Here is an 18,096-nt window from a genome sequence, read left to right as displayed (position 1 = left end):
CGCAGCACCGCGCGTTGGACGGCACCGGCGCGTCATCGTTCACGTCACGTGGCGAGGCCCTGCGCGCGCACGACGTCGATGAAGCCGGCCAGCACGGGGCTCACGTCACCGGTGCGCCACACGAGGCCTGTCTCGACGACCGGCGCGTGGTCGGCAAGCGGCCGGTAGACCACGCCGGTGCGCCGCAGGTTACGCAGCGATTGCGGCACCAGTGCGACGCCCATGCCGGCCGACACGAGGCTGACGATCGTCTGCATCTGGATCGCCTCCTGGCCGATGTGCGGCGTTTCCCCCGCCGCGCCGTAGCAGCCCGTAATGATGTCATAAAAGCCGGGCGCCAGACGACGCGGAAAGATCACGAGCGGCAACGCGGCAACCTCCGCGAGACGGACGGGCACGTCTTCCGGCGCATCACTCGCTGCCGCCGGCATCGCCACCACCAGCGGCTCGCGCATGACGGGCAGGTACGACAGCCCGGCCGCGTGGCGCGGCGGCACGGGCGGAATGACGAGCCCCGCGTCGATGCGCCCCGCGACGAGCTCGTCGATCTGCACGTCGCTCGTCGCCTCCGCGAGTTGCAGCCGCACCTGCGGATAGCGCGCGCCGAACGCCCGCAGCAGCGCGGGCAGCAGCCCGTAATCGGCGGTCGACACGAACGCGAGGGACAGCGAGCCGGCCTCGCCGCGCGCAAGCCGTCGCGCCAGCGGCGGCAGCGCATCGGCCGAGGCAAGCAGCCGGCGCACGTCGGGCAGCAGCGCCGCCCCGACCGCCGTCAGCGCCACCGAGCGCTTGGTGCGCGCGAACAGCGCGACGCCGAGCGCATCCTCGAGCGCACGGATCGCCTGGGACAGCGGCGGCTGCGTCATCGACAGGCGCTCAGCCGCGCGGCCGAAATGGCGCTCGTCGGCGACGGTCACGAAATAGCGCCACTGGCGCAGGTCGGGAGTCGGATCGGCCATGCCTCTTTCATTCGCAAAATGACTTAATAAGCGACAAATAATATATTGGACATCCCAATCCGGACACTCCATTCTTGACCGATCCGAACCGGCGCGCCGTTCACCGGCGTTGCCCAGACAACGATGGAGTCCCCCATGGCTTACAACCGTCGCTCGAAGCACATCACGCAGGGCGTGGCCCGCTCGCCGAACCGCTCGATGTATTACGCCCTCGGCTACCAGAAGGACGATTTCGACAAGCCGATGGTCGGCATCGCGAATGGCCATTCGACGATCACGCCGTGCAATTCCGGCCTGCAGCGCCTGTCGGACGCGGCCGTCGCCGCCGTGAAGGCGGCCGATGCGAACCCGCAGATCTTCGGCACGCCGACGATTTCGGACGGCATGTCGATGGGTACCGAAGGCATGAAGTACTCGCTCGTGTCGCGCGAGGTGATCGCCGACTGCATCGAGACCTGCGTGCAGGGGCAATGGATGGATGGCGTGGTCGTCGTCGGCGGCTGCGACAAGAACATGCCGGGCGGGATGATCGCGCTCGCGCGCCTGAACGTGCCGGGCATCTACGTGTACGGCGGCACGATCCGCCCCGGCAACTGGAAAGGCCGGGACCTGACGATCGTGTCGTCGTTCGAGGCCGTCGGCGAATTCACTGCGGGCCGGATGTCGCAGGAGGATTTCGAAGGTGTCGAGCAGAACGCCTGCCCGACGTCCGGGTCGTGCGGCGGGATGTACACGGCGAACACGATGAGTTCGTCGTTCGAGGCGCTCGGGATGTCGCTGCTGTACTCGTCGACGATGGCGAACCCCGACCAGGAGAAGGTCGATTCGGCGGCCGAATCGGCACGTGTGCTCGTCGAGGCCGTGAAGCGCGATCTCAAGCCGCGCGACATCATCACGAAGGAATCGATCGAGAATGCGGTATCGGTGATCATGGCGACGGGCGGCTCGACCAATGCGGTGCTGCACTATCTCGCGATCGCGCACGCGGCCGAGGTCAACTGGACGATCGAGGACTTCGAGCGCATCCGCAAGCGCGTGCCCGTGATCTGCGACCTGAAGCCGTCGGGGAAGTACGTCGCGACAGACCTCCACCGGGCGGGCGGGATTCCACAGGTGTTGAAGATCCTGCTCGACGCGGGGCTGCTGCACGGCGACTGCATGACGATCACCGGCCGCACGATCGCCGACGAACTGAAAGACGTGCCGAGCGTGCCGCGCGCGGACCAGGACGTGATCTTCCCGATCGACCGCGCGCTGTACAAGGAAGGCCACCTTGCGATCCTGAAGGGCAATCTCGCGGAAGACGGCGCGGTCGCGAAGATCACCGGCCTGAAGAACCCCGTGATCACGGGCCCGGCTCGCGTGTTCGACGACGAGCAGAGCGCGATGGATGCAATCCTCGGCGACCGGATCCGCGCCGGCGACATCCTCGTGCTGCGCTACCTGGGTCCGAAGGGCGGCCCCGGCATGCCGGAAATGCTCGCGCCGACGTCCGCGATCATCGGCAAGGGGCTCGGCGAATCGGTCGGCTTCATCACGGACGGCCGCTTCTCGGGCGGCACCTGGGGGATGGTGGTCGGCCACGTCGCGCCTGAGGCGTTCGTCGGCGGCGCGATCGCGCTCGTGCAGGAAGGCGACTCGATCACGATCGACGCGCATCAACTGCTGCTGCAACTGAACGTCGACGACGCGGAACTCGCGCGCCGCCGCGCTGCATGGCAACAGCCGGCGCCACGCTACACGCGCGGCGTGCTCGCGAAATTCGCGGCACTCGCCCGCCCGGCGAACAAGGGTGCCGTCACGGGTTGATCGCGGCACGTCAAGACATGCGACCCCGATAAACATGGCCGCCGGGGGAAACGCGCAAAACGCGCTTTCCCTTTGCTTCTATAATGCGCGGACCATGTAGCCGGCCGTCCCCGCCGGCGGAGAACCGCATGAAACACTCGATATTGCGCGTCCTGCTCGCCACGCTGCTGATCGGCAGCGGGGCGGCAGCGCGCGCCGACCAGGCCGACGGGCTCGCGCTGGCTCAGCGCAAGAACTGCATGGCCTGCCACGCGATCGGCAAGCCGCTGATGGGCCCGTCGTTCCGCGACATCGCCGGCAAGTATGCGGCGCGCGGCGATGCCGTCGACTACCTTGCCCAATCGATCGTGAAAGGCAGCGTGGGTGTATGGAGCAGCGTGCCGATGCCCGCCAATACGCAACTGACGAACAGCGAAGCCCACACGCTCGCGCAATGGGTGCTGTCGGTGCGCTGAACCGCACGCCCCGGCCGAATGGTCAACTTGCCGGATTCCGCCGACTGGCGGACATGCCCGGCTACCCCGCGCGGTGTCCCGCCGGCGGCTTCACCAGCCCTTACTGGAATCGCACCCCGTTTTTCAGCGAAACGCCGTGTTTAGCTCGAATGGCCGGCGCGGCGGCGTGCGATCTCTTCATCGACCGCGTCGCGAACCCAGTCCATCACCTCGGTTTCGAGTGCCAGCGCCACCTCGCGCGTGATCTGGCCGACCAGCCAGGCCGAATGCTCGTGCAACGCGTCGCGACAGCGGGCTTCGATCGCTTCGCGCCCTTCCCCGGTCAGATAGTTCGTCAGGCGATTGCGCAGGCGCTCGGCGATGTGCTGCGCATCTTCCGGCGTCAGCCCGGCTGCGGCCTGCGCTTCCGGCTGCAGCGCAGCGACTGGTACGACGGCCTCCGGCACGTGCGCTTCACGCGCGTGCCCCACCGCCTCATGCGAGACCGCGGCGAACGCGGGTGGCGGCACATCGTCGCCGACCAGCGACGATCGCAGAGGCGCACTCATTGCGGCTGAATCTTCGGCGACCACATGCTCCGCGGCGCCGGGTTCGGCCGGCGCATCGGTCTCGCCCATCGCTGCCGCTGCAGCCGTCGCCGCGTCGCCCGGCAGTTCGACCGCCGGCACGTGCGGTGTCGGCACGCATTCGACCACGACGGAATCGCGGTCAAGTTCACTTTGACTGGAATCGGCCGGCGCCGCACCTGCGGCGTGCGGCGCGACCACGTCGGTGAGCACCGGAATCGCCGCGCTGGCGGGCGGCTGCGGCGCGCCAGACGCAGGCGAGCGCGCCGGCACCGGCTTGCCCGGCACCAGCACGTCGGTCAGCGTCGGGATCGAGGATGTATCGGCTTCTGTCACGGGAACACTCCGTTGACGGTTGCGGCTAGCTGCCCTGCTTGTAGTTGTTCAGCGCGTAGCCGCGGTCGCGGTAGAACCGGTAGCGGTCGCGGCCCGCGGCCAGCTCGTCCGGCGCATTGCCGACCACTTCGAGCAGGCGCTCGAAGCGGGCGAACTGTGCGGGGACGGCCGCGCCGAGGTTCAGCAGCACGTGGTGATGCGGCGCGCGGTCGAGATCCGCGGCCAGCACGATCGGCGTGCCGGCTGCGTGCTCGCTGTCGACACCGCAATGCGGGATGAAATCGAGCGGCGAGAACGTCCAGAGCCGCTCGTCGAGCGCGCGCAGGCGCGCGGGCTCGGCGAGCACGACGACCGGCTGCCCGGCCAGGTAGGCCTTGCGCAGCAGCCGGCACGCGTACGCGAGCGAATCGCCGACGTTCGAGTGGAAATCGATCCGCGTCATTGCCCGCGCACCCGCAGCGTCGTCAACACCGCCATCACTGGCCGGCGCGGTCGATCAGGAACTGCGCGAGCAACGGCACCGGACGGCCCGTCGCGCCCTTCGCCGCACCGCCCTTCCATGCGGTGCCCGCGATGTCGAGGTGGGCCCACGGATAGCTCTCGGTGAAGCGCGACAGGAAGCACGCGGCCGTCACGGCGCCGGCCGGACGCCCGCCGATGTTCGCGAGATCCGCGAAATTCGACTTCAGCTGGTCCTGGTACTCGTCGTCGAGCGGCATGCGCCATGCCGGGTCGTTCGCTTCGCGCGACGCGTCGAGCAGTTCGCCCGCGAGCGCATCGTTCGTCGAGAACAGACCGCTGTTGTGGCCGCCCAGCGCGATCACGCACGCGCCCGTCAGCGTGGCAACGTCGATCACCGCAGCCGGCTTGAAGCGCTCGGCATACGTGAGCGCGTCGCACAGGATCAGACGGCCTTCGGCGTCGGTGTTCAGCACCTCGATCGTCAGGCCCTTCATGCTGGTGACGATGTCGCCCGGTTTCGTCGCGTTGCCGCCCGGCATGTTCTCGCAGGTCGGCACGATCGCGACGACGTTGATCTTCAGGCCCATCTCGGCGACCGCGCGCATCGTGCCCAGCACGGAACCCGCGCCGCACATGTCGTACTTCATCTCGTCCATGCCCTCGCCCGGCTTCAGCGAGATGCCGCCCGTGTCGAACGTGATGCCCTTGCCGACCAGCACGACCGGCGCGGCCTTCGCGGCGGCGCCCTGGTAGTGCAGCACGATGAATTGCGGCGGCTCGACCGACGCGCGCGCGACCGACAGGAACGAGCCCATCTTCAGCGCCTGGATCTGCTTGAGCCCGAGCACTTCCGCCTTCAGACCCCAATCCTTCGCGATCTTCTTCGCGGTGTTGCCGAGGTAGGTCGGCGTGCAGACGTTGCCCGGCAGGTTGCCGAGGTCGCGGGTGAGATCCATCCCGTTCGCGAGCGCGACGGCCTGCTTGGCCGCGACCTTCGCGGCCTTTTCGTCGGACGGATCGACGCTGAACACGACGCGCTTGAGCGTGTGCGACGCCGGCTCCGGCTTGCTCTTCATCTGCGTGAAGCGGTAGGTCTCGTTGCGCAGCGCGAGGATTGCCGCGCGCACGCCCCAGTCGGAGCTGCGCTCGTCGACCGGCAGTTGCGCGAGCGTGAACGTGACCTGGACGACCTTGGTCGCCAGCAGCGCGCGCCATGCGGCCGTCGCGGCATCGTTATAGGCTTTCTGATTGAAAGCATCCTGCTTGCCGAGGCCGACGAGCAGCACGCGCGACGCGCCGATGCCCGACACTTCGTGCAGGAACAGCGTCTTGCCGCGCTTGCCATCCATGTCGCCGGCCTTGATCACGCGCGAAATCAGCCCCTTGGTGGCCGTGTCGATATCGAGCGCCGCGCCCGACAGGGTCTGCGCCTCGAAGATGCCGAGCACGATGCAGTCGGACTTCCCGGTCAGGAACCCCTTCGCCTCGCCTTTGCTCCAATCACAGCCTTTTATGCTAAAGTCCATCGCGCTTGTCCTCGGATAAAATCTGGGCTAAGGATGAAAGCCGCAATTATCCGCTATTTTTCCCGTGGCGGCGCGAGCGCTCCACCACGCGTGCGCAGCCTCCCGCCCTCTTCTCATCAAGAATGATCTTCGAACGCTCCCTCCAGCGCGAGCTTGCGTATACGGCTGGCGCCGTGTTCATGGTGCTGCTCACGATCATGCTCACGACGATGATGATCCGCATCGTCGGCTACGCCGCGTCCGGTGAAATCGATCCGCGAGACGTCCTCGTGCTGATCGGCCTCACCGTGATCGGCTACCTCGCCGTGATGCTCGTCGTCACGCTGTTCGTGTCGATCCTGTTCGTGCTGACCCGGTGGTACCGGGACTCCGAAATGGTCGTGTGGCTTGCGTCCGGCGTGAGCCTCACGCGCCTCATCAAGCCGATCGGCGTGTTCGCCACGCCGATCATCCTGCTGATCGCCTTCTTCGCGTTCGTCGGCTGGCCGTGGTCGAACCAGCAAAGCAAGATGATCAAGGCGCGCTTCCAGCAGCGCGACGAAATCTCGCTGCTCGCGCCCGGCCAGTTCCGCGAATCGGCGTCGAACCACCGCGTGTTCTTCATCGAGAAGATGACGCCCGACCAGAGCAAGGTGCAGAACGTGTTCGTGACCTCGACCGAGAACGGCAAGGTCAACGTGGTCGTGTCGCAGACGGGGCACACGGAAACGCGCGACGGCAACCGCTTCGTCGTCCTGGAGGACGGCCGCCGCTACGACGGCACGCCCGGCCAGCCGAACTTCAAGATCATGGAGTTCGAGCGCTACGGCGTGAAGATCACGAGCACCCCGGTCACCAACGTGCAGACCACCAGCAGCACGCCGACGCCGGATCTGCTGCGCAACCCGACGAATGACAACCTCGCGGAATTCGCGTGGCGCGCGGGGCTGCCGCTGATCGCGATCAACCTGATGGTGCTCGGCATTCCGCTGTCGTACCAGAACCCGCGCCGCAGCCGCACGATCAACCTCGTGATGGCCGTGCTGATCTATCTCACGTACTCGAACCTGCTGAACGTAGTGCAGTCGCAGATCGAGCAGGGCAAGATGTCGTTCGGCGTCGGTCTCGTTGGCCTGCATCTCGTCGTCGCGGTGATCGTCGCGTTCATCTTCTGGTTGCGCGTGCGCAATCGTCCGCTGTTTACACGCGCGCTGTTCGGCCGCTCGGGAGCATGATCGATGCGGCTCTATGAAAAGTACTTCGCGCGACAGATCTACGTCACGTTCGTCTTCATCCTGTTCGCGTTCTCGGGCCTGTTCTTCTTCTTCGACCTGATCAGCGAACTGAACTCGGTCGGGCACGGCAATTACAAGTTCGGCTACGCGGTGCTGCGCGTCTCGCTGCAGACCCCGTCGCGCTTCTACGAAATCATCCCGGTCGCCGCGCTGATCAGCGCGATCTACGTGTTCGCGCAGATGGCCGCGAACTCGGAATTCACGATCTTCCGCGTGTCGGGCCTCGCGACCAACCAGGCGCTGCGCTCGCTGCTGAAGATCGGCGTGCCGCTCGTGATCGTCACCTACCTGATCGGCGAATTCGTCGGCCCGTACGCCGACCAGCTGTCCGAGCGCGTGCGGCTGCAGGCGCTCGGCGCGTCGGTGTCGTCGAATTTCCAGTCGGGCGTGTGGGTGAAGGACACGCTCGCGGCCCGTGAAAACGGCGAGCAGGTCACGCGCTTCGTCAACGTCGGCAGCCTGTCGCCCGACTCGACGATCAGCAACGTGCGCATCTACGAATTCGATTCGAAATTCCAGCTGCGCAACGTGCGGATCGCGCAGACGGGCCGCTACGAGCCGCCCGGCCACTGGCTGCTGAAGGGCGTCAACGAAACCGAGCTGACGCCGATCAAGCCGATCAGCGGGCAGCCCGCCGACGCGCTGAACCCCGTGTACCGGTCGCAGCAGGTCTCGCTGCCCGAATACCGGCTGCGCTCGGACCTGACGCCGCAGATCCTGTCGGTGCTGCTCGTGTCGCCGGAGCGCATGTCGATCATCAACCTGTTCCGCTACATCCAGCATTTGCGCGAAAACCAGCAGGACACGCAGCGCTACGACATCGCGCTGTGGCGCAAGCTGCTGTATCCGTTCGCGGTGTTCGTGATGCTCGTGCTGTCGCTGCCGTTCGCATACCTGCACACGCGTGCGGGCGTGGTCGGCGTGAAGGTGTTCGGCGGCATCATGCTCGGCATGAGCTTCCAGCTCCTCAACACGCTGTTCTCGCACATCGGCACGCTGAACACGTGGCCCGCGCCGCTCACCGCGGCGACGCCGGGCTTGATCTATCTCGCGCTCGGCCTGTTCGCGCTCAAGTGGGTCGACCGGCACTGAGCGCCGCGTCACGACGGAGGCTTCGACATGAATTCGCACGGCATCGTCCTGTTCGGCCACGGCGCGCGTGACCCGCGCTGGGCCGAGCCGTTCGAGCGGCTCGCCGCGCGGCTGCGCGGCGCGCCCTCTCCCGCCGCACACGTGTCGCTCGCGTTTCTCGAACTGATGACGCCGTCGCTCGGCGACGCGGTCGCCGCGCAGGTCGCGGCCGGCTGCACGCACATCACCGTGGTACCGGTGTTCTTCGGCCAGGGCGGCCATGTCCGCCGCGACCTGCCGCAACTCGTCGACGCGTGCCGCGCCGTACATCCGGGTGTCGAGATCCGCTGCGCGACGGCCGTCGGCGAAGACGACGGCGTGCTCGACGCGATCGCGCGCTACTGCATCGACCAGATCGGCGACGGCGCGTAAATCACGCCGTCACGGCCCACAAAGAAAAAGCGCCGGCTTCCGCCAGCGCTTTTTTCATTTGGAACTCCAGCGGGGTTCCGCTCAGGCCGCACTTCGCAGCGCATCGCCGGCTTTCGCCCGCCCGGCGCGCTCGGCGAATGCATCGCCGATCATCAGCAGGCTTGGTTCCGCGGGATCGAGCCACGCCTGCGCGTCGCCTGCCGCCATCTGCGCGAGCGTCAGCGTCAGCGTGCGTTCGCGCGCGGTGCTGCACGCCTCGACGATCGCCACGGGCGTCGCCGGCGCACGGCCCGCGTCGATCAGTTCCTGCGCGATGCCGGGCGCGCTGTCGCGGCCCATGTAATAGACGATCGAATCGGCGCGCGCGGCTTCGCGAATCTCGTCGCTGCCCGGCGCGCGGCTGTGCGTCGCGAACGCGACGCTGCGCGACACGCCGCGCAACGTCAGCGAACGCTTCAGCGTCGCCGCCCCGGCCAGCGCCGCGGTGATGCCCGGCACGACCTCATAGTCGATGCCGGCCGCTTCCAGCGCGCGCATCTCCTCTTCGGCGCGACCGAACAGCATCGGGTCGCCGCCCTTCAGCCGCACGACGCACGCATGCTCGCGTGCCGCATCGACGATCTGCTTGTTGATGAAGTGCTGTGCGGTCGAGCGCTGCCCGCAGCGCTTGCCGACGGCGATCCGGTGCGCATTCGGCGCGTAGTCGAGCATCGCGGGCTCGACGAGCGCGTCGTGCAGCACGACGTCCGCCTGCTCGAGCAGCCGCGCGCCGCGCACCGTGATGAGGTCGGCCGCGCCCGGCCCTGCTCCGATCAGATACACCTTGCCCATGTTTATCGCTTCGCCTTCCAGCGGGCGTCGGCTCCGGCCCGCGCCGCCGCGAAGCGGCGCGGTTGCCCGGTCATGCCGAGAACGCCCGGATCATCCCTGCGGCGACCGTGTGATGCGTCGCCTCGTCGATCAGCACGAACGCACCGGTACCCGGATGCGCGTCGTACGTGTCGCACACGATCGGCTTCTGCAGCGTCAGCGCGACACGGCCGATGTCGTTCATCTTCAGGTCGTGACGGTCGGTTGCGTGCGACAGCGTGTGCACGTCGAGCACCTGCTTGACGCCGCCGATCTTCGCGAACACCGTGCTGGTGGTCTGCTTCAGCAGGTATTTGCGCTGCGGCGACAGCGGCGTCTCGTCGAACCAGCACAGATCGGCTTCGAGCTTCTTCGCCGGTTCGACCGGCTCGCCGGACGTGACGAACATGTCGCCGCGCGACACGTCGACGTCTTCCGCGAGGCGGATCGTCACGGTCTGGCCCGCGAACGCGTGCGGAACGGACGCAGTGCCGCCCGGCACCGGCGCGACGATCTCGGCGATCGTCGCCGTGCGGTTCGACGGCAGCACGACGATCTCGTCGCCGACCTTCACTTCGCCCGACTCGATACGGCCCATGTAGCCGCGGAAATCGTCCGCCGAGCTGCCGTCCTGGCGCGCGACCCACTGCACCGGGAAGCGCAGCGCGTCATGCGCCTGCGTCTCGACCGGCAGCGATTCGAGCACGTCGAGCAGCGGCTCGCCCGCGTACCACGGCATGCGCTCGCTCGCGCCGACGATGTTGTCACCCTTCAGCGCCGACACCGGCACGAAGCGCACGTCGGTCAGGCCCAGCTGCTTCGCGAGCGCGACGTACGCATCGCGGATCTCGTTGAAACGCGCTTCGCTGTAGTCGACGAGGTCCATCTTGTTGATCGCGACGATCACGTGCTGCAGCCCGAGCAGCTTGACGATCGCGCTGTGGCGCTTGGTCTGCGGCAGCAGTTGCACGACGCCGTTCTCGACCGTGATGCGCGTCGCGTCGATCAGCACGATCGCCGCGTGCGCGGTCGACGCGCCCGTCACCATGTTGCGCGTGTACTGCTCGTGGCCCGGCGTATCGGCGATGATGAACTTGCGCTTCGCGGTCGCGAAGTAGCGGTACGCGACGTCGATCGTGATGCCCTGCTCGCGCTCGGCTTCGAGGCCGTCGGTCAGCAGTGCGAGATCGAGCTCGTCGCCGACCGTGCGCTTGTTCTTCGCACGCGACAGCGCGGACAGCTGGTCGGACAGCACGGCCTTGCTGTCGTACAGCAGGCGGCCGATCAGCGTGCTCTTGCCGTCGTCGACGCTGCCCGCGGTAATGAAGCGCAGCACGCCGAGGTCTTCGGTGTTCTCGATGATGCTCATGATGTGAATGTCCTCGTGTGCTTCAGAAATAACCTTGCTTCTTGCGCTGTTCCATCGCGGCTTCGGAGGCCTGGTCGTCCATCCGGGTCGCGCCGCGCTCGGTGATCTCGGTCACCGCCGTCTCGGCGATGATCTTCTCGACGTCGTCCGCGTCGCTCTCGACCGGGCACGTGCAGGAAATGTCGCCGACCGTGCGGAAACGCACCTGCGCGAGCTCGCTCGTCTCGCCGTCACGCATCGGCGTGAGCGGCGTGACGGGCACGAGCAGCCCGTTGCGGCGCACGATCTCGCGCTGGTGCGCGTAATAGATCGACGGCAGTTCGAGGTTCTCGCGCGCGATGTACTGCCACACGTCGAGCTCGGTCCAGTTCGAGATCGGGAACACGCGCAGGTGCTCGCCCTTGTGCAGGCGCGCGTTGTACAGGCTCCACAGTTCCGGGCGCTGTGCCTTCGGATCCCACTGGCCGAATTCGTCGCGGAACGAGAAGATGCGCTCCTTCGCACGCGCCTTCTCTTCGTCGCGGCGCGCGCCGCCGATCAGCGCCGTGTAGCCGTGCTGCTCGATCGTCTCGAGCAGCGTGACGGCCTGCGCGGCATTGCGCGAATCGGTTTCGCGGCGCAGCACGACCGTGCCGCGCTTGATCGAATCCTCGACGTGGCCGACGACCAGCTCGGCGCCGAGTTCTTTCGCGCGGCGATCACGGAAGTCGATCACTTCCTCGTAGTTGTGGCCCGTATCGATGTGCACGAGCGGGAACGGCAGCGTCGTCTTGCGGTTCGCGCCGAGGCCGAATGCCTTCAGCGCCAGATGCAGCACGACGACCGAATCCTTGCCGCCCGAGAACAACAGCGCCGGCTTGCTGCATTCGGCGACCAGTTCGCGCAGGATGTGGATCGACTCGGCTTCGAGCCAGTCGAGGTGGCCCATGCGGCTGTCGGCACCGGCGGGCGGGGCAAAGGCGGATTGCTCGAGCGTCGTGCTCATGATTTCAGTCCTTCTCTTCTGGGTTCGTGCCGCCCGCTGTCGCAGGCGGCGCAATATTCAGTTTCTTGTCAGGCTTTCAGTGCGTGGTGCCAGCAACGGCTTCCGCGGGAATCGGCGTGATCGTCGTGATGTGCAGCCCGCATTCCTTCGTATCGCGCGACTCCCACCACCAGCGGCCCGCTCGGCTGTCCTCGCCGGGACGGATCGCCCGCGTACACGGCTCGCAGCCGATGCTCGGGTAGCCGCGCGCATGCAGCGGGTTCACCGGCACGTCAAACGCCTTAAGGTACGCCCACACGTCGCTTTCGGTCCAGTCGGCGAGCGGATTGTACTTCGCGATCCCGCGCGCTTCGTCCTGCTCTTCCTCGTGCAGTTCGGCACGCGTGACCGACTGCTCGCGGCGCTGGCCGGTGACCCATGCGCCGACATCCGCGAGCGCGCGATTCAGCGGCTCGACCTTGCGGATGTGGCAGCACGACTTGCGCAGCTCGACGCTCTCGTAGAACGCATTCAGGCCGTGCTCGGCGACATACTGGTCGACCGCGTCCTGCTGCGGATGGAGCTGCTCGATCTCGTAGCCGTAGCGCTCGCGCACACGGTCGATCATGCCGAGCGTTTCCGCGTGCAGGCGGCCCGTGTTCAGCGAGAAGATGCCGATGCGCGCGCCCTTCGACAGGATCGCATGCGTGAGCAGCATGTCTTCCGCCGCGAGGCTGCTCGCGAACTTCACCTTCTCGTGACGGGCACCGATCTGCGCGAGCAGCGCGTCGAGGCGCTCGACCTTCGCGGCGAGCTCCGGCGTCAGCGCGGTGGTGGTCGCGGTGCTCATGCGCCCACCTTCGCGTCGGGCGTCGCTACGCCTGCCGGCGCGGCGCGGCGGCGGAACAGCGGTTCGGGCTGGTCGAACGCGCCCTGGTAACGCTGCGTGAATTCCGTGAACGCGTTCAGCGCGTCGTGGATGTCCTTGTCGGCGCGCACCGCATATGCGTCGAAGCCGCAACGCGACATGTACAGCAACTGGTCGCGCAGCACGTCGCCGATCGCGCGCAGTTCGCCCGTCCAGCCGTGGCGCTCGCGCAGCAGGCGCGCGATGCTGTAGCCGCGGCCGTCCGCGAAGCGCGGGAAATCGACGGCAATCAGCGAAATAGCGCCGAAGTCGGCCACGAGATCGGCCGGCTCGCTGTCCGGTGCGAGCCACACGCCGAGCTCGTCCTTCGTCTTCGCGGCGACGAGCGCCGCGCGCTCGGCCTGCCACAACGCGAACGGCACCAGCACCTTGCCGGCCGGCAACGCGTCGACCGCGGGCAGTGCACCGTCTTCCGCCGCGCGCACGACCTGCCATGCATCGTCGATCACTGCGCGGTTCTTGATAATCGAAGCCATCTGCTAATTCCTTCTACCCGGTTGGTTACGCGTTCACTGCCTGGCGCGCCGCATACACGCGCTCCTTGAACGGCGCGATGCCGATGCGATCGTACGTGTCGACGAAGCGCTCGCCGTCGATGCGCGATTCGACGAACGTGTCGATCAGCTTCGCGATCACGTCGGGCACCTCTTCCGCCGAGAACGACGGCCCGATCACGCGGCCGAGGCGCGCGCCGTTGCGGCCCGTGCCCTGCTCGCCGCCGAGCGACACCTGGTACCACTCGGCGCCGTCCTTGTCGACGCCGAGGATGCCGATGTTGCCGACGTGGTGGTGACCGCACGAGTTCATGCAACCGGAAATGTTCAGCGACAGGTCGCCGAGGTCGTACACATAGTCGAGATCGTCGAAACGCTGCTGGATCGCCAGCGCGATCGGGATCGACTTCGCGTTCGCGAGCGAGCAGAAGTCGCCGCCCGGGCACGCGATGATGTCGGTCAGCAGGCCGATGTTCGGCGTCGCGAAACCGGCTGCCTTCGCCTTTTCCCACACGGCAAACAGGTCGCGCTTCTTCACGTTCGCGAGAATCAGGTTCTGCTCGTGCGACACGCGCAGCTCGCCGAACGAGTACGCGTCGGCCCAGTCGGCCACCAGATCCATCTGCTGGTCGGTCGCGTCTCCCGGCGCAATGCGGTGATCCTTCAGCGACAGCGTGACGGCGGCATAGCCGGCCACCTTGTGCGGGGCAACGTTACGCTCGACCCAGCGCGCGAACGCCTTGTTCTCGAGCAGGTGCTGCTCGAACGATGCGTCGGTGTCGGCCAGCTTCTCGTAGACGGGCGGCTGGAAGTACTGCGACACGCGGTCGACTTCCGCCTGCGTGAGCGTCGACGGGCCGTCCTTCAGGTGCTGCCACTCTTCCTCGACCTGCTGCGCGAACTTCGCGGGCGACAGCGCCTTCACGAGGATCTTGATGCGCGCCTTGTACAGGTTGTCGCGGCGGCCGTAACGGTTGTACACGCGCAGCACGGCTTCGCAGTAGGTGAGCAGGTGCTGCCACGGCAGGTCTTCCTTGATCACCGCGCCGATGATCGGCGTACGGCCGAGGCCGCCGCCCGCGAGGATGCTCGCGACCACTTCGCCCTGCGCGTTCTTCTTCAGGTACACGCCGAGGTCGTGGATCTGCACGGCCGCGCGGTCGTCCTTCGAGCCCGACACCGCGATCTTGAACTTGCGCGGCAGCCATGCGAATTCGGGATGGAACGTCGACCACTGGCGCAGGATCTCGGACCACGGACGCGGATCGATCTCTTCGTCCTGCGCGACGCCGGCGAACTGGTCGGCCGTGATGTTGCGGATGCAGTTGCCCGACGTCTGGATCGCGTGCATCTGCACCGACGCGAGCTTCGCGAGGATCTCGGGCGTGTCTTCCAGCTCGACCCAGTTGAACTGGATGTTCGAGCGGGTCGAGAAGTGGCCGTAGCCGCGGTCGTGCTCGCGGGCGATGCGCGCCAGCATGCGGAGCTGCTCGCTGCGCAGGTTGCCGTACGGAATCGCGATGCGGTGCATGTACGCGTGGCGCTGCATGTACAGGCCGTTCTGCAGGCGCAGCGGACGGAACTCGTCTTCGCTCAACTCGCCCGACAACCGGCGGCGCACCTGATCGCGGTACTGCGCGACACGCTCGTCGACGATCGTCTGGTCGTATTGGTCGTACTGATACATTCGGGGACCCCAGGGTTTTCGTGGTGACCGCGCGACGTCCTAGCCACGTCGCGCCCGAATCTCCGTTCCGCCGCTATCGCCGGCCTTCCGCGGCCCGGCTGGATTGCTAATGACGAAAACAGATATCCATATTTGAAAAACTCCGGTGAATCGTAATAAACTCGCCTTATATTTCAAACGACTAAAAAATTCTGTTGATATGCGGAAGGGTTATAAATGAACCTGCACCAATTTCGCTTCGTGCGCGAGGCCGTCCGGCAGAATTTCAACCTCACCGAGGCCGCCAAGGCGCTCTACACGTCGCAACCGGGGGTATCGAAGGCGATCATCGAGCTCGAGGACGAGCTCGGCGTGGAGATCTTCACGCGGCACGGCAAGCGCGTGCGCTCGCTCACCGAGCCGGGCCGGATCATCCTCGCGTCGGTCGAGCGGATTCTTCAGGAGGTTGAAAGCCTTAAAAGGGTCGGAAAAGATTATGCGGCGCAGGATCAGGGCAACCTGACCATCGCCGCGACCCACACGCAGGCCCGCTACTCGCTGCCGGCCGCGATCGCCGAGTTCAAGAAGCGCTTCCCGAAGGTCCACCTGTCGATCCTGCAGGGCAGCCCGACGCAGGTGGCCGAGATGGTGATCCACGACCAGGCCGATCTCGCGATCGCCACCGAGGCGATCTCCGACTACAAGGAGCTCGTGTCGCTGCCCTGCTTCCAGTGGCACCACGCAGCCGTCGTGCCGGCGGACCATCCGCTGCTCGAACGCAAGCCGGTCACGCTCGACGATCTCGCGCAGTACCCGCTGATCACGTACGACGATGCGTTCGCGGGCCGCAAGAAGATCAACCATGCGTTCGCGCTGCGCGGGCTGTCGCCGGACATCGTGCTCGAGGCGATCGACGCCGACGTGATCAAGACCTACGTCGAACTCGGCCTCGGCGTCGGCATCATGGCCGACATCGCGTTCAATCCCGAGCGCGACCGCAGCCTGCGGCTGATCCCGGTCGGCCACCTGTTCGGCAGCAACGTGACGCGCGTCGCGCTCAAGCAGGGCGCCTACCTGCGCAGCTATGTGTATACGCTCGTCGAACTGCTGTCGCCGACGCTGAACCGCAAGCTGATCGAACAGGCGCTCAAGGGCGAATCCGAATCGTACGAACTCTGAGCGGCGTGTATAAACACGGGGGCGCACATCGCGCCCCTTTTTGCTGTCCGACGGAGAATTCCGCATGACGCTTCCCGCCCTGTTGCGACTTCCCGCTCTGCTGCGCCGCGCCGCCGGCGTTGCCCTCGCGCTCGCCTGCGCTGTCGCGCATGCCGACCTGAAGGTCGGCGTCGACCTGTCGTCGACCGGCCCGGCCGCCGCGATCGGCATCACGAGCAAGAACGCGATCCTGATGTGGCCGAAGACGATCGCCGGGCAGCCGGTGCAGGTGACGGTGCTCGACGATGCGTCCGACCCGGGCACCGCGGTGCGCAACATCCGCAAGCTGGTGGACGAGGATCACGTCGACGTCGTGGTCGGACCGAACATCACGCCGGCCGCGCTCGCGGCGCTCGACGCGGTGGCTGCCGGGCAGACGCCGATGATCACGCTGGTCGGCTCCGGCGCGATCGTCGAGCCGCAGGAAGGCGCGCGGACCTGGGCGTTCAAGATGGCGCAAAGCGACCGCGCCATGGCCGACGTGATGACGCGCTACATGGCGAACCACGGCGTGAAGACGGTCGGCTTCATCGGCTTCGCGGACAGCTACGGCGACAGCTGGCTGAACGAGTTCACGCGCTTCGCGGACCTGCGCAAGATCCGCGTGGTCGCGACCGAGCGCTTCAACCGCACCGACGCGAGCGTCACGGGCCAGGCGCTGAAGCTGATCGCGGCGAAACCCGACGCGATCCTGATCGCGGGCTCCGGCACGCCGGCCGTGCTGCCGCAGCGCACGCTGATCGAGCGCGGCTACAAGGGCCCGGTCTACCAGACGCACGGAATCGCGACGCCGGAATTCATCAAGCTGGGCGGCAAGGACGTCGACGGCACGCTGTTCCCGACCCAGCCGGTGGTCGTCGCGCGCACGCTGCCGGCCGATCATCCGGCCCGCAAGGCCGCGCTCGCATTCGTCGACGCGTACGAGGCGAAGTACGGCCCCGGCACGGTCACGCAGTTCGCGGGCGACGCGGCGGGCGTCTACCCGCGCCTCGCCGACGCGGTCGGCCGCGCGCTGAAGGCCGCGCAGCCCGGCACGCCCGCGTTCCGCATGGCGCTGCGGCGCGAGCTGGAACGCGCGCACGAGCTCGTCGTGCCGAACGGCGTCGTCAACACGAGCGACAAGGATCATGTGGGGCTCGACCAGCGTGCGAGCGTGATGGGGATCGTCAAGCAGGGCCGGTTCGTCTACCTCAGTCAGTGACGTGCGCGGCCGGTAACCGGGCAGCTTGCCCGGCGGCAGGATTTCGGACATAATCCGCGTTTCGCCGCGCACAATCCACACAATCGCATGCGCGGCCAGGATCAAGCCCAGGTGGTGAAATTGGTAGACGCAGGGGACTCAAAATCCCCCGCCGCAAGGCGTGCCGGTTCGATTCCGGCCCTGGGCACCAGCATTCTCGCAGCGTGAAACGCTGCGCTCCCGAAACCCGCGCAAGCTCGCCGCTTCGCGGGTTTTTTGTTTTTGCCGTGCGCGCCGCAACGCGTGCCCTCGCGCAACAGTCCAAGCATCATGTGGATGCGCGGCACGGAGGCACGCCATGTCCATGCGCACGATTTCATCCCCGTTCTGCCGCCGCGCGCTCGCCGTGGCGCTGTCGCTCATGCTGGCCGGCTGCGACGTACTGACCGCCCCGCCGGTACCGGACTGGCCGGGCCCGCACGCGCCCTACCCGTTCCCGGACAGCATTCCGCATCGCACCGAATGAGCGGACGGGAAG

General features: G+C 66.9%; 18 protein-coding genes and 1 tRNA gene. 9 read left to right on the top strand and 10 right to left on the bottom strand.

Going from position 1 to position 18,096, the window contains the following annotated elements; genetic code table 11:
* Positions 1–44: 44 nt before the first annotated feature.
* On the bottom strand, positions 45–959 hold the full coding sequence (locus tag C5O79_RS09090; protein WP_046544625.1) for a LysR substrate-binding domain-containing protein: 915 nt from the start codon (positions 957–959) through the stop codon (positions 45–47).
* 135 nt (positions 960–1,094) lie between these two features.
* Between C5O79_RS09090 and ilvD the strand changes: the two genes are divergently transcribed.
* Positions 1,095–2,768 carry a dihydroxy-acid dehydratase gene (ilvD, locus tag C5O79_RS09085; protein ID WP_122474249.1) on the top strand — a complete coding sequence of 558 codons (1,674 nt, stop codon included), beginning with the start codon at positions 1,095–1,097 and terminating at the stop codon, positions 2,766–2,768.
* A gap of 128 nt (positions 2,769–2,896) precedes the next feature.
* Positions 2,897–3,223, top strand: coding sequence for a c-type cytochrome (locus tag C5O79_RS09080; protein WP_122474250.1), 327 nt, complete (start codon positions 2,897–2,899; stop codon positions 3,221–3,223).
* Positions 3,224–3,363: 140 nt separating this feature from the next.
* On the opposite strand, the gene C5O79_RS09075 is transcribed toward C5O79_RS09080, so the two are convergent.
* The 3 genes from C5O79_RS09075 to C5O79_RS09065 are packed head-to-tail and all read right to left on the bottom strand — an operon-like array spanning position 3,364 to position 6,113.
* The gene (locus C5O79_RS09075; RefSeq protein WP_122474251.1) at positions 3,364–4,125 is read right to left on the bottom strand and encodes a DUF2486 family protein; all 762 of its coding nucleotides are present in this window, start codon (positions 4,123–4,125) and stop codon (positions 3,364–3,366) included.
* Between the two features lie 25 nt (positions 4,126–4,150).
* Complete coding sequence (locus C5O79_RS09070) at positions 4,151–4,567, bottom strand: DNA polymerase III subunit chi (RefSeq protein ID WP_039368072.1); 417 nt, start codon at positions 4,565–4,567, stop codon at positions 4,151–4,153.
* A 34-nt stretch (positions 4,568–4,601) separates the two neighbouring features.
* Positions 4,602–6,113 carry a leucyl aminopeptidase gene (locus tag C5O79_RS09065; protein ID WP_047852524.1) on the bottom strand — a complete coding sequence of 504 codons (1,512 nt, stop codon included), beginning with the start codon at positions 6,111–6,113 and terminating at the stop codon, positions 4,602–4,604.
* A 122-nt stretch (positions 6,114–6,235) separates the two neighbouring features.
* Between C5O79_RS09065 and lptF the strand changes: the two genes are divergently transcribed.
* Genes lptF through C5O79_RS09050 form a run of 3 tightly spaced genes read left to right on the top strand, consistent with a single transcriptional unit; the run spans position 6,236 to position 8,890 of the window.
* The gene (gene lptF / locus C5O79_RS09060; protein WP_046544620.1) at positions 6,236–7,327 is read left to right on the top strand and encodes an LPS export ABC transporter permease LptF; all 1,092 of its coding nucleotides are present in this window, start codon (positions 6,236–6,238) and stop codon (positions 7,325–7,327) included.
* Positions 7,328–7,330: 3 nt separating this feature from the next.
* The gene (lptG, locus tag C5O79_RS09055) at positions 7,331–8,479 is read left to right on the top strand and encodes an LPS export ABC transporter permease LptG (RefSeq protein WP_046544619.1); all 1,149 of its coding nucleotides are present in this window, start codon (positions 7,331–7,333) and stop codon (positions 8,477–8,479) included.
* A 27-nt stretch (positions 8,480–8,506) separates the two neighbouring features.
* Complete coding sequence (locus tag C5O79_RS09050; RefSeq protein ID WP_046544618.1) at positions 8,507–8,890, top strand: CbiX/SirB N-terminal domain-containing protein; 384 nt, start codon at positions 8,507–8,509, stop codon at positions 8,888–8,890.
* An 81-nt stretch (positions 8,891–8,971) separates the two neighbouring features.
* Here the strand turns inward: C5O79_RS09050 and cobA are convergent, their stop codons facing one another.
* The 6 genes from cobA to C5O79_RS09020 form a co-directional block, all read right to left on the bottom strand.
* Positions 8,972–9,721, bottom strand: a complete 750-nt coding sequence (gene cobA, locus C5O79_RS09045; protein WP_046544617.1) for a uroporphyrinogen-III C-methyltransferase — start codon at positions 9,719–9,721, stop codon at positions 8,972–8,974.
* A 70-nt stretch (positions 9,722–9,791) separates the two neighbouring features.
* Positions 9,792–11,108, bottom strand: coding sequence for a sulfate adenylyltransferase subunit 1 (locus tag C5O79_RS09040; RefSeq protein ID WP_039368088.1), 1,317 nt, complete (start codon positions 11,106–11,108; stop codon positions 9,792–9,794).
* A 22-nt stretch (positions 11,109–11,130) separates the two neighbouring features.
* Entirely contained in the window at positions 11,131–12,093 is a 963-nt protein-coding gene (gene cysD, locus C5O79_RS09035) for a sulfate adenylyltransferase subunit CysD (protein WP_046544616.1), read from the bottom strand.
* Between the two features lie 76 nt (positions 12,094–12,169).
* Positions 12,170–12,922 (bottom strand): phosphoadenylyl-sulfate reductase, encoded by a 753-nt coding sequence (locus tag C5O79_RS09030; RefSeq protein ID WP_122474252.1) that lies wholly within the window; start codon positions 12,920–12,922, stop codon positions 12,170–12,172.
* Positions 12,919–13,476 (bottom strand): DUF934 domain-containing protein, encoded by a 558-nt coding sequence (locus C5O79_RS09025; protein ID WP_071334855.1) that lies wholly within the window; start codon positions 13,474–13,476, stop codon positions 12,919–12,921. Before C5O79_RS09025 ends, C5O79_RS09030 begins: the two co-directional genes overlap by 4 nt.
* Before the next feature lie 25 nt (positions 13,477–13,501).
* On the bottom strand, positions 13,502–15,181 hold the full coding sequence (locus C5O79_RS09020; RefSeq protein ID WP_047852526.1) for a nitrite/sulfite reductase: 1,680 nt from the start codon (positions 15,179–15,181) through the stop codon (positions 13,502–13,504).
* Between the two features lie 216 nt (positions 15,182–15,397).
* On the opposite strand from C5O79_RS09020, the gene C5O79_RS09015 reads away from it, so the two are divergent.
* The 4 genes from C5O79_RS09015 (at position 15,398) to C5O79_RS38065 (ending at position 18,084) form a co-directional block, all read left to right on the top strand.
* Positions 15,398–16,339, top strand: coding sequence for a CysB family HTH-type transcriptional regulator (locus tag C5O79_RS09015; RefSeq protein ID WP_046544612.1), 942 nt, complete (start codon positions 15,398–15,400; stop codon positions 16,337–16,339).
* Positions 16,340–16,421: 82 nt separating this feature from the next.
* The gene (locus C5O79_RS09010; protein ID WP_046546256.1) at positions 16,422–17,579 is read left to right on the top strand and encodes an ABC transporter substrate-binding protein; all 1,158 of its coding nucleotides are present in this window, start codon (positions 16,422–16,424) and stop codon (positions 17,577–17,579) included.
* A gap of 105 nt (positions 17,580–17,684) precedes the next feature.
* Positions 17,685–17,769: transfer RNA gene (locus C5O79_RS09005), tRNA-Leu, on the top strand.
* Between the two features lie 147 nt (positions 17,770–17,916).
* Complete coding sequence (locus C5O79_RS38065; RefSeq protein ID WP_163008982.1) at positions 17,917–18,084, top strand: hypothetical protein; 168 nt, start codon at positions 17,917–17,919, stop codon at positions 18,082–18,084.
* The last annotated feature ends 12 nt before the right edge of the window (positions 18,085–18,096 follow it).

The sequence above is a fragment of the Burkholderia sp. SRS-25 genome, from assembly GCF_004343765.1.
GTDB lineage: Bacteria > Pseudomonadota > Gammaproteobacteria > Burkholderiales > Burkholderiaceae > Burkholderia > Burkholderia contaminans.
This window is presented reverse-complemented; position numbering and strand designations above follow the sequence as displayed.